Below are 10,131 nucleotides of genomic sequence, written 5' to 3' on the forward strand. Positions count from 1 at the left end.
TGTCAGTCGCGCTCGGGAGCTCCAGGCGGGAAATATGGCCGATAGGGCCGCGCATCTTCGACACAGCGCGCGACCTCCGGGAGAGCCAGCAATTCCTCGCGCAGAGAAATGACCTTTGGGCAGGACTCCGGGATCGGGTCGACCCAATCCGCATAGAAGAGTGCAGGTGCCGCGGCACAGGTCACCAGGCTGACGTGCGGGGAAAGGCTGTGCGTTTCCAACCAACTTTCGAGCCATTGGTAGGCGCGTCTTAGACCGGCCTTACCGGCCTCGACCTCCCGCATGTTGGGCTCCCCGATTGTCGGGGTGTTACCGACCTCCGTGTTGCTGAGGTACGCGCCGACCACGCGCTGGAAGCTGCCCTGGAAATAGTTATCGAATACCCTGTCGAGCATCCGCGCTTCCACCGCAACGGCGGGACTGGCCGGTATGAGCGGAGCCGGGCCCGGGTGATGGACGGCCAGGTATTCGACGATGGTCGTCGCTTCGATGACCGCGATGTCGCCATCAGTGAGTACCGGGAATTTGCCAGCCGGATGCGCGGAATGAACGACCGCGTTAGCCTCGTCGCATCCGGGGCCGATCTGCCTGAACTCGAACTGCGTCCCGTTGGCGTAAAGCGGGATCAGTGCCTTCCAGGTGTAGCTGGAAAAAAGATGACCATAGAGGGCGAGGGTCACCAGGTGCCCTCTGCCACGCGCCTGCGGCGTTCGATTTCCCGATCGCTAATGATGGGGATGGGTGCTTCATCTGGATAGGGTGGCAAGGACCCGGCGGGGCGATAGGTCGCGACGACGGTACCCTTGTCCGTGATCCAGTGATCGATCATGTCCAGTCGTTCGACGGGAGTGCCTTCGCCGAACATCCTCTTGCCGCGACCGAGCGTTACGGGGAAAGTCATCAGGACCAGTTCGTCGATCAGCCCGGCAGCCAGAAGACCGGGATAGATCGTACTCGATCCCTGGATGACGAGGTCGGGCCCGTCAGTCTGCTTCAGGTCGGCTACCGCTTCGATGGAGGACAACCGGTGGCTGTTTTCCCAAGGGAGTTCCTGATCTCCGCGCGTCAGCACGTATTTGGCGGCGCTGGTGAACGCCTCGCTCATCGGCTTGTTATCGCCTTCGGCATAAGGCCAATAGGCGGCGAAGATGTCGTAGGTCCGCCGACCCAGCAAGAGGTCGTACTCGCCGCCGAACAGCTTGCCGAGAGCAGGCTCAATGCCTTCGTCCCACAGCTTGAAAACCCAGCCGGCCTCTTCGAAGCCACCCATCGGGTCCTCGCCCGGTCCGCCGGGTGCCTGCATTACGCCGTCGAGCGAGAGAAACATCCCTCCGACAATCCTTCTCGCCATCGAACTATTCTCCCCTGCGGGCAGCGTTGATCGTGGCGACGTCGAGCTTGGTCATGTCCATCATCGCGGTGAAGGCGCGCTGCGCCTCGTCACCACCTGCTGCAAGTGCGTCGAGCATGGTGCGCGGAGTGATCTGCCACGAGAAGCCCCACTTGTCCTTGCACCAGCCGCAGGCGCTTTCCTGACCGCCATTGTCGACAATCGCGTCCCAGTAACGGTCGGTCTCGGCCTGATCCTCGGTCACGACCATGAGACTGACGGCCTCGTTGGGCTTGAACATCGGACCGCCATTGAGGCCCGAAAAACTGCGACCGAGAAGGGTGAACTCGACGGTGATGGGATCGCCCTGCTTCCCGCTCGGGAAATCCGTCGGTGCGTAGCGGATCGCATCGAGAGAGCTGTCAGGGAATGTGTCCGCATAGAAGCGCGCAGCTTCCTCCGCGTCGCCGTCGAACCACAGGACGGTGGTCAGCTTTTCGCTCATTGTGTGCTCTCCTTGCGGGGACCGACGAGCCCGATTGTCGCGCCGCTCGGGTCGTGGGCGTAAACTGAGTATTCGCCCCCCGGGATTTGCTGAGGTTCGCCAAGCAGCTTGCCGCCATGGTCGTTGACCGCAGCGCAAGCACGATCGATGTCGTCGACGCCGACGAAGTGCTGCCAGCGCGAACCTTCTCCGCCCGGCTGTGCCTTGCCGATCGCGCCGATCCCGACGCCGTCGTGCTGAATGAAGAGATAATCGCCCATTGGCCCCATCGGCATGGCTCCTTCCTGGGTCCAGCCGAAGGTGCTTGTATAGAGAGCCGTCGCAGCAGCCTGGTCCGTAGTCCACAGCTCATTCCAACGGAAATGGCGCGCCTTCACGACGTCGAAAATGTCGCTCCTTGCGTCAGGATTGCCGGGGGGTGGGGTGGGGGTCATCAGGTAGATCACAGCCCCCTGCGGGTCGGAAACAAGCGCCATGCGACCCACACCCGCCATATCGTTCGGCCCCATGTGGATCGCGCCACCAGCCTCGACAAACGCGGTTGCTGCAGCATCGACATCTGGAACGTGAACATAGCCGAACCAGCCCGGTTTCGCGCCGTTGGCCAGCATGTCTTCGGAGAGCGCGAGTACACCGCCGGCAAACCCGCCATCGCCGCGATTGATCATGCGATAGTCCATGGTGCCGTCCGGCACGCTGTTTTCCGCATCGATATCCCAACCGACCACTGCCGCGTAGAAGTCGCGCGCACGCGACGGGTCGTCGGTCATCAGCTCGTACCAGATGAAGGCTCCGCGATCGTCCGCCAAAGCTCAGGCCTCCGCTTCGAAGATCGTTTCGAACCCACCGATGATCATGCGCTTGCCGTCAAAGGGCATTTCACTGCCATCGGGGGCGCCGAATTCGGTCTGCATGCGTTCATCGGCCATCATCTTTTCATGCGCCGCATCCGCGGTCGCCTTGTCGGGCCAGACCATCCAGCTGAAGACGACCTTCTCGCCTTCCTCCAGATTGACTGCACGGCGAAAGTCGGTGTGCTGCCCGTCCTTCACGTCGGACTCCCACGCCTCGACATGGCCGATGCAGCCATAGTCCCGCGCTATCGGCCAAAACTTCTCGGCCACTACGCGATAGGCTTCCTTGTTGGCTTCCGGCACGGGCACCACGAATCCGTTCACATACATGCTCTCTCTCCTTCAATCCGCGTTGTCCGGGTGGCGTGCGAAAGCGGCGAGTTGGTCTGCCATCGCCTGCTTGAATGCGGGGCGCGCCTCGCCGCGAGCGACATAGGCCTCGACCGCCGGATGCGTTGCCAGGACGCGGCTGCCACCTAGCGATCTCAGCGTGGTGACCATGGCGATGTCCGCAACGGTGAACTGGCCGTCGAGCCATTCGGAAGCACCCAGCCTTGCCTCCAGCGGAGCAAGCCGTTGCCCGAGGAATTGCTCGAGGCTCGGTCGGCGCAGCTTTGCCCATTCCTCGTCCTTGGCGAAGAACGATATGTTGCCATGTTCGAAGATCGGAGGCTCGACCGTGTTGAACGCAGCGAACAGCCAGGAGATTGCTGTCGCCTGCCTCTGTGGGTCTGCGGGCAGGAGCATCTCGCTCTGCTGCGCCAGGTGGAGTAGCGATGCACCGCTTTCGAAAAAGGCTACAGCGCCGTCGCGGATTATCGGAATCTGGCTCCACGGTTGCCCCTCGACCAGCCAGTCGGGCTTGTCGGCGACATTGGCCAGCCGCTCGCGATAGGAAATACCCGCTTCCTCGCACGCCCAACGGGGACGCAAGTCGCGCACGAAGCCCTGCGCGAAGGGCGGGACCCAGCGGTAGCCGCTGATCTCGACCTGCGCGCCGGGATCGATCATCGAAATCAAGCCTGTGCCTCGGCGAATTCGGCGGGACCGACTTCCACAGCGGCTTGGTCCATCCAGAAGACTTCCCAGATGTGGCCGTCAGGGTCCTCGAAGCTGCGACCGTACATGAAGCCGTAGTCCTGCTTGGGATTGCAATCAGGCGTTCCGCCCGCGCCAGCCGCCTTGTCGACCATGGCATCGACCGCGTCGCGGCTTTCCGCACCCAGAGCGTTCATGACCTGCGCAGTCTTCCTGGCATCGGGAATGTCCTTCGTGGTGAACGACTTCCACTTTTCGTGGGTCAGCAGCATGACGACGATCGCATCGCTCAGCTGCATTGCGGCAGCGGTTTCGTCGGTAAACTTCGGTTCGTTGGTGAAGCCGACCGCCGAATAGAACGCCTTGGATTTCTCCAGGTCGGAAACGGGAAGGTTTACGAAGATCATCTGGGTCATCGGGAGGCGTCCTTTTCGAAGAGGAGGGTGAGGTAGCGCTTGAGGTGCACCAGGCTTTCACGCGCCATTGCGGCGGCGCGTTCATCGGTCTCCTGGGTCTTGGCGAGGATGAAGGCGCCCTGGATGACGACCTGCATGTGGATCGACAGGCCGCGCGGGTCGGCATCGATCCCGTACTTCGACACCGCTTCGGCGAAGTCGTCGACGAACAGATCGGCATTGCCGAGAATCGAGTCCGCGCAGGCCGCACGGATCGGCTCGCTTGTGCGGAAGCCTTCCTGGATCATCGTTCCGGCAACGCAGCTGAAGCTTTCGGTCGGGCCGCCGACTAGCGCGATGCGCAAGTCGAGATACCCGAGGATGCGTTCCAGCGGATCATCGATCTGGCGATAGGGAGCATCGTCGAAGAAGCCGGACGTCGACGTGCTCCAGTATCGCGCAAGCTCAACACCCAAAGCCTCTTTCGAATCGAAATGATGGAAGAAAGCGCCCTTGGTGACACCAGCCTCTTCGCAAAGTTCGCCTACCGAAGTCGCAGCGAACCCCTGCCTCCTGATCAGCCTCACACCGGCCTCGAGCAACTTGTCGCGGGCATTCTGTGGCGCGGGCCGGAATGGGCGGTTCGGGATCATGCGACTCGCCATACCGACCGGTTGGTATGTTGCCAAGGCGCTTGCGACGAAGCGCACGAAAATGGCGTCAGATCAATCTATTGCCGAAACGCCCAGCGCAGCGTCTTGCCCGCACCCCAGGTCGCTGCGCGGGCCGGAATGCCCCCGAGTCCCGGGCGTTCGAGGCCAAGCATGGACCGCGCAAATGGCGGCAATAGGGCAATGGACTCGGCCATGATGGCCTTTTGCAGCGCGACCGGTGCACCCTCTGGCCTGATCGCGACGACGAATTGCGCGACCTCGCGCGCCTCGGGGCTGGTTCGCAGGTCGTCCCGCAATTCACGAAATACTGCTTCAGCCTCGCGCCGGTTAGTCGGGACAGGATCGGCGCCCAATGCAGCGGCGATTACAGCGAACTGGCGATAGTATTCGTCCTGCTCGTGGCAGGGCATGTCCGGGCGCACGTGGCGCAAGTAAGCCGCAAGGAAGCTGGTCGCTTCCGCGACATGGACCCAGGCGAGGGTGCGCGGATCGCGCGCGGAATAGGGCGTGCCGTCGGGCAGGGTGCCGTTGACAGAGGAGTGGATGCGATTGACCCGCTCGATCGCCTGCATCGCGATATCGCGCTGGGCGAAAGTCGTGTCGGTGATGAAATGCGCTGTCCGGCTGAGCCGGCCGTGCATATCCTCGCGGAAGTTGGAGAAGTCGAGTACGCCCTGCAAGGCATGGGGGTGGAGCATCTGCAGGAACAGACTGCGGATTCCGCCGACCATCATCCCGATGATGTCCGCGTGAACCATCCGGATCGGGCTGTCGCGCTCGAACAGGGCATCGTCGGATGACTGTCTCGGCGTTGCGGAGGCGTCGCCCTCATTGAAGGCCGCGCGGACGTTGCCCACTATCCGCTGGCGTAGAAATTCGAGGGGGTCTGGGCGACTCACACTGCCAATATAGGCTTGGCGCGCCCGCGATAAATCCCTAGGCCGCAAGCGCGATGAACAAGATGCAGAACACGAATATCGACGTCAGCGGCAAGACGCTGATGGATGGTCCGGACCGCATGGTGAAGGTGCGCGAGGTCTTCGGCATCGATGTCGATTGGGAAGTGCCCGCCTTCTCGCTGAAGGACGAGCGCGTTCCCGAGATCGATCCCGAATACGTGTTCGATCCCGACACCACTCTGGCGATTCTCGCCGGTTTTGCTCACGATCGCCGCGTGATGGTCCAGGGCTATCACGGCACGGGCAAGTCGACGCATATCGAACAGGTCGCAGCGCGCCTGCGCTGGCCTTGCATCCGCATCAACCTCGACGCGCACATCAGCCGTATTGACCTCGTCGGGCGCGACGCCATCGTCCTGCGCGACGGGTTGCAGGTGACCGAATTCCGCGAAGGCCTGCTGCCGTGGGCACTCCAGCATCCGGTGGCGCTGGTGTTCGACGAATACGATGCGGGCCGCCCCGACGTGATGTTCGTGATCCAGCGCGTTCTGGAACAGCGCGGCAAGCTGACCCTGCTCGACCAGAACCGCGTGATCCACCCCGATCCCTATTTCCGGCTGTTCGCCACCGCGAACACGGTCGGGCTAGGCGACACATCCGGCCTCTATCATGGCACGCAGCAGATCAACCAGGGCCAGATGGACCGCTGGAACATCGTGGTCGGGCTCAATTACCTTCCCGCCGAGACAGAGCAGAAGATTGTCGAAGGCAAGGCACCAGACGTCGATCCGAAGATTCTGGCCGACATGGTCAAGGTTGCGGACCTGTCGCGCCAGGGCTTCATCAATGGCGACATATCGACGGTGATGAGCCCGCGCACGGTCATCACATGGGCCCAGAACTACGAGATTTTTGGCAACATCGGTTTCGCTTTCCGCGTCTCCTTCCTCAACAAGTGCGACGAGGAAGAACGCATGCTGGTGGCGGAATATTACCAGCGCGTCTTCGGCGAGGACTTGCCGGAAAGCGTGGTCGGACGGTCGTCGTAGTGGGCGGTTAAGCTGCAACCCTCTATGCATGGCTGTGTTGTTAGTCTAACACAGTAGGCAATGGGCGTTTTCGATACTTTCAGGCGCAAGCGCGACACGGACGCAGGCTTCGAGCCGCACCGGGGATACTACGCGCTGCACGACTCGCTCGATTACGACGACTGGGACGACCGCCTGGACCGTCTCGACGATGCTGTGCGCTTCGAGGAAAAGCGTCGCCAGCGCTGGTGGCAGCGGGAATATTGGCGTGGTCGGCGCAAGCGCTGGTGGGCGGTGCGTATTGCCGCTGGCCTGGTCGGACTTTTCATCGTGCTTTTCGCATGGCTTGCCATCACGGCACCGCTCAACAAGTCGTTGCAGCCGATCGCTGCACCGCAAGTCACCTTGCTGGCCGCTGACGGCACGCCGATCGCGCGAAACGGAGCGATTACCGACGAACCCGTTGATGTCTCGAAACTCCCGCCTCACGTCATCGAGGCCTTCATGGCAATCGAGGACAGGCGTTTCTACGACCATTGGGGTGTAGATCCGCGGGGCATAGCACGTGCGGCATTCACCGGTACCGGTGGCGGAAGTACCATTACCCAGCAGCTTGCCAAGTTCACCTTCCTCTCTCCCGAGCGGACTTTGACGCGCAAGGCTCGCGAGGCGATGATTGCCTTCTGGCTGGAGGCCTGGCTGACCAAGGACGAAATCCTCGAGCGCTACCTTTCGAATGCATACTTCGGTGACAACGTTTACGGCCTGCGCGCGGCAAGCCTGCATTACTTCTATCGCCAGCCGGAAAAGCTGCGACTGAACCAGGCGATCATGCTCGCGGGCCTGGTTCAGGCGCCTTCGGCCTACGCACCCACGCGTCACTATGACCGTGCCGTCAAGCGCATGGGCATGGTCACCAACGCCATGGTCGACGCCGGCTACCTCACCAAGGCCGAAGCGCGCCAGGTGCGGCCGCCGTCACTCGATGTTCGGATGCGTAACAACCTGCCGACAGGAACGTATTTTGCCGACTGGGCGCTGCCCGAAGCACGCAAGGTGACCGAGGGCGGCTATGACCGCCAGACCCTCACAACCACCCTCGACAGCAGGCTCCAGAATATTGCCCGTCGGGTCACCCAGCGTGCTCCCCTGGGCAAAGCCCAGATCGCTCTCGTCGCGATGCGGACCAATGGCGAGGTCGTGGCGATGATCGGCGGCAAGGACTACGCCAAGTCACCATTCAATCGTGCGACGCAGGCAAGGCGGCAACCGGGATCGACCTTCAAGCTGTTCGTCTACCTCGCGGCCCTGCGTGCGGGATGGGAACCCGACGACCTGATCGACAACTCCGAGATAACGCAAGGGAGCTATCGGCCCAAGAACTCGCGCGGGCGCTACTCTCCGACACTGACGCTGGAGCAGGCGTTTGCGCAGTCTTCCAACGTGGCGGCGGTGCGCCTGTTGCAAGAGGTCGGTAGCGACAAGGTCATCGCCACTGCACGCGATCTCGGCGTGACGTCTCCGCTCGACAAGGGCGATCCCACCATGGCGCTCGGTACGAGCACGATGACCCTTCTGGAACTGACCTCGGCCTATGCCGCGGTCGCGGCAAATGCCTATCCCGTTGAGCCGCATGCTTTTGCCAAGCCTGAGCGCAACTGGTTCGAAAACCTTGTGGACGGCCCGTCGAGTTTCTCGCGGTCTACCCATGACGAATTGGAACAACTTCTGCGCGCGGCCATCAACAGCGGGACAGGGAAGGCAGCAATGTTGAGCGGTCCCAATTTCGGCAAGACAGGCACAACGCAGGACAATCGCGATGCGCTGTTCGTGGGCTATGCAGGCGATCTGGTCGTGGGCGTGTGGATCGGCAATGACGACAATACGCCGTTGCAGGGTGGCATTTCCGGTGGCGGACTGCCCGCTCGCATCTGGCGCGACTTCATGACACAGGCATTGGGCGTCCAGTCGACGCCGCAAAGCAATCCGGACGAGAACGCGGATCCCGGCGGCCCCATCAAACCGCTCGACGTACCTGATCTTGAAGACATTCCACTTGGGGATGGTACGTCTCGACTACGTGTGCGGGACGGCACGGCAGTGCTCTCCACGGAAATCGACGGCATCCCGGTTGAAATCGAGCTCGGCGATCAGGGGGTCGTTGTCGACGAGGCTGCCATCGAGGAAGCGCGACGCCGTGCTGCCGAGGAAGCCGCGAGGGCGATCCGGCGCCGAGAGGAAGAAATCGTACCGAACTAGTCAGCCATGAGGACATTCATGACCGCGGTGGCGATGGGCCGTGCGGGATCGTCCTGCCATGCCTCAACGGTAATATTGGCACTGCGGCGCCCGAGTTTGGTTATGCGTCCCTTCGCGAAGCTCGTCCGGCTCTTGCCCGCGGCGAGGTATTGAACGGTGATGTTGATCGGCTTGAGCATGGCGTCGCGACCCAGTCGCTCCAGTTCGGCGCGTAGCACGGCATAGCCCGCCGTCTCGAGCAACCCGCCGGTTGCGCCTCCGTGATAGTGTTCGGGGCGCCCTTCTACAGTTTCGTCGAAATCGACCCGCATGACGGGCACACCTGCGTCCCAGCCATCATGCGTGATGCCGAGCGATCGCGCGTAGGGCGTCAAGGCGACGATCTGCTCCTGCTCAGGCATCGTGCATCACCCGCGTGTTGGGAGCTATCTTCATGAAGACGGCCTGGATGTGGGCGACCGGGTCGTCGATGTCGCCATCGTGGGCGACACCGCGGACGAATGCGGCGCTGCGGGTGACGCGATAGCACTGCGAGCGCCCGAAGACGGCTGCACCCTCGCGGGCGGGGCGAACATAATCCACGCGAAGGTCCAGCGTCGCGATCGCGGTGAAATCATCCATCGCCCGCCAGATCGCCATGCCGCTCGCCATGTCCATCAGGCTGAGGATCGGGCCCGATGCCAAGACGCGCTGGCCCTCTTCTCCGAGCAAATCCTCACGCCACGGTAACTCGAGCTCAACCCAGTCCTCGCCATGGTCGGAATATCTGAGGCCGAGCCAGCCGGAATGGCCCCTGCTGACGAAGAACGGCGTCGCGGCACGGGGATCGAATTTGCGCGGCTGGTCGGTCATTCATGCCGCGATAGCCACGGGTTCCCGCAGCTTACAATCTTTTAATTTCAAGCGCCGCGAGGGACAGGCCAGCAGTGCCCCAGGCGGGCGTGGACAAGGGGTCGTGGCCCGCCGGTACTAGGGAAGCAAAAATCATGAACCTGCCCAAGATCGACATCGCCAGCCTGCCCGGCATTGACCAGGTTACCGGCCTGTTCGGAAGCCTCGTCGCCAGCGGAGGCAAGATGGACGACACCGTCGTGGTCGTCATGGTCTATGTCTACGACACGACCGGCGGCAATCTTTTCTGAGGCCCAG

14 protein-coding genes are annotated in these 10,131 nt (G+C 62.3%); 3 read left to right on the forward strand and 11 right to left on the reverse strand.

Annotated elements, in window-relative coordinates:
• Positions 1-2: 2 nt before the first annotated feature.
• From RAM60_RS03090 to RAM60_RS03130, 9 genes are all read right to left on the reverse strand, one after another.
• Positions 3-680, reverse strand: a complete 678-nt coding sequence (locus RAM60_RS03090; protein WP_369025613.1) for a glutathione S-transferase family protein — start codon at positions 678-680, stop codon at positions 3-5.
• Complete coding sequence (locus RAM60_RS03095) at positions 677-1,351, reverse strand: dihydrofolate reductase family protein (protein WP_369025612.1); 675 nt, start codon at positions 1,349-1,351, stop codon at positions 677-679. The genes RAM60_RS03090 and RAM60_RS03095 overlap by 4 nt, the downstream gene beginning before the upstream one ends.
• A 4-nt stretch (positions 1,352-1,355) precedes the next feature.
• Positions 1,356-1,835, reverse strand: a complete 480-nt coding sequence (locus RAM60_RS03100; protein WP_369025611.1) for a VOC family protein — start codon at positions 1,833-1,835, stop codon at positions 1,356-1,358.
• Positions 1,832-2,644 carry a VOC family protein gene (locus tag RAM60_RS03105; RefSeq protein WP_369025610.1) on the reverse strand — a complete coding sequence of 271 codons (813 nt, stop codon included), beginning with the start codon at positions 2,642-2,644 and terminating at the stop codon, positions 1,832-1,834. Before RAM60_RS03105 ends, RAM60_RS03100 begins: the two co-directional genes overlap by 4 nt.
• A gap of 3 nt (positions 2,645-2,647) precedes the next feature.
• Complete coding sequence (locus RAM60_RS03110) at positions 2,648-3,019, reverse strand: DUF1428 domain-containing protein (protein ID WP_369025609.1); 372 nt, start codon at positions 3,017-3,019, stop codon at positions 2,648-2,650.
• Positions 3,020-3,031: 12 nt separating this feature from the next.
• Positions 3,032-3,700, reverse strand: coding sequence for a glutathione S-transferase family protein (locus RAM60_RS03115; protein ID WP_369025608.1), 669 nt, complete (start codon positions 3,698-3,700; stop codon positions 3,032-3,034).
• Between the two features lie 5 nt (positions 3,701-3,705).
• The gene (locus tag RAM60_RS03120) at positions 3,706-4,143 is read right to left on the reverse strand and encodes a VOC family protein (protein ID WP_369025607.1); all 438 of its coding nucleotides are present in this window, start codon (positions 4,141-4,143) and stop codon (positions 3,706-3,708) included.
• Positions 4,140-4,775, reverse strand: coding sequence for a TetR/AcrR family transcriptional regulator (locus tag RAM60_RS03125; RefSeq protein ID WP_369025606.1), 636 nt, complete (start codon positions 4,773-4,775; stop codon positions 4,140-4,142). Before RAM60_RS03125 ends, RAM60_RS03120 begins: the two co-directional genes overlap by 4 nt.
• A 77-nt stretch (positions 4,776-4,852) precedes the next feature.
• A complete protein-coding gene (locus tag RAM60_RS03130) occupies positions 4,853-5,653 on the reverse strand; it encodes an oxygenase MpaB family protein (protein WP_369025605.1) in 801 nt (266 codons plus the stop codon).
• Between the two features lie 95 nt (positions 5,654-5,748).
• Between RAM60_RS03130 and cobS the strand changes: the two genes are divergently transcribed.
• Positions 5,749-6,744, forward strand: coding sequence for a cobaltochelatase subunit CobS (cobS, locus tag RAM60_RS03135; RefSeq protein ID WP_369025604.1), 996 nt, complete (start codon positions 5,749-5,751; stop codon positions 6,742-6,744).
• 60 nt (positions 6,745-6,804) lie between these two features.
• Positions 6,805-8,982 (forward strand): transglycosylase domain-containing protein, encoded by a 2,178-nt coding sequence (locus tag RAM60_RS03140; RefSeq protein WP_369025603.1) that lies wholly within the window; start codon positions 6,805-6,807, stop codon positions 8,980-8,982.
• Here the strand turns inward: RAM60_RS03140 and RAM60_RS03145 are convergent.
• A complete protein-coding gene (locus RAM60_RS03145; protein ID WP_200983066.1) occupies positions 8,979-9,383 on the reverse strand; it encodes a PaaI family thioesterase in 405 nt (134 codons plus the stop codon). The genes RAM60_RS03140 and RAM60_RS03145 overlap by 4 nt on opposite strands.
• Positions 9,376-9,834, reverse strand: a complete 459-nt coding sequence (locus tag RAM60_RS03150) for a PaaI family thioesterase (protein WP_200983068.1) — start codon at positions 9,832-9,834, stop codon at positions 9,376-9,378. The genes RAM60_RS03145 and RAM60_RS03150 overlap by 8 nt, the downstream gene beginning before the upstream one ends.
• A 134-nt stretch (positions 9,835-9,968) precedes the next feature.
• Between RAM60_RS03150 and RAM60_RS03155 the strand changes: the two genes are divergently transcribed.
• The gene (locus RAM60_RS03155) at positions 9,969-10,124 is read left to right on the forward strand and encodes a hypothetical protein (protein WP_200983070.1); all 156 of its coding nucleotides are present in this window, start codon (positions 9,969-9,971) and stop codon (positions 10,122-10,124) included.
• Positions 10,125-10,131 lie beyond the last annotated feature (7 nt).

The sequence above is a fragment of the Qipengyuania sp. RANM35 genome, from assembly GCF_041021145.2.
Taxonomy (GTDB): domain Bacteria; phylum Pseudomonadota; class Alphaproteobacteria; order Sphingomonadales; family Sphingomonadaceae; genus Qipengyuania; species Qipengyuania soli.

What these genes read in the sequence shown, in the direction of transcription:
- RAM60_RS03110 (WP_369025609.1), bottom strand. Translation starts at nt 3,019, where the DNA reads ATGTATGTGAACGGATTCGTGGTGCCCGTGCCGGAAGCCAACAAGGAA.
- RAM60_RS03100 (WP_369025611.1), bottom strand. Translation starts at nt 1,835, where the DNA reads ATGAGCGAAAAGCTGACCACCGTCCTGTGGTTCGACGGCGACGCGGAG.
- RAM60_RS03115 (WP_369025608.1), bottom strand. Translation starts at nt 3,700, where the DNA reads ATGATCGATCCCGGCGCGCAGGTCGAGATCAGCGGCTACCGCTGGGTC.
- RAM60_RS03145 (WP_200983066.1), bottom strand. Translation starts at nt 9,383, where the DNA reads ATGCCTGAGCAGGAGCAGATCGTCGCCTTGACGCCCTACGCGCGATCG.
- RAM60_RS03155 (WP_200983070.1), top strand. Translation starts at nt 9,969, where the DNA reads ATGAACCTGCCCAAGATCGACATCGCCAGCCTGCCCGGCATTGACCAG.
- RAM60_RS03150 (WP_200983068.1), bottom strand. Translation starts at nt 9,834, where the DNA reads ATGACCGACCAGCCGCGCAAATTCGATCCCCGTGCCGCGACGCCGTTC.
- cobS (WP_369025604.1), top strand. Translation starts at nt 5,749, where the DNA reads ATGAACAAGATGCAGAACACGAATATCGACGTCAGCGGCAAGACGCTG.
- RAM60_RS03095 (WP_369025612.1), bottom strand. Translation starts at nt 1,351, where the DNA reads ATGGCGAGAAGGATTGTCGGAGGGATGTTTCTCTCGCTCGACGGCGTA.
- RAM60_RS03140 (WP_369025603.1), top strand. Translation starts at nt 6,805, where the DNA reads ATGGGCGTTTTCGATACTTTCAGGCGCAAGCGCGACACGGACGCAGGC.
- RAM60_RS03125 (WP_369025606.1), bottom strand. Translation starts at nt 4,775, where the DNA reads ATGATCCCGAACCGCCCATTCCGGCCCGCGCCACAGAATGCCCGCGAC.
- RAM60_RS03120 (WP_369025607.1), bottom strand. Translation starts at nt 4,143, where the DNA reads ATGACCCAGATGATCTTCGTAAACCTTCCCGTTTCCGACCTGGAGAAA.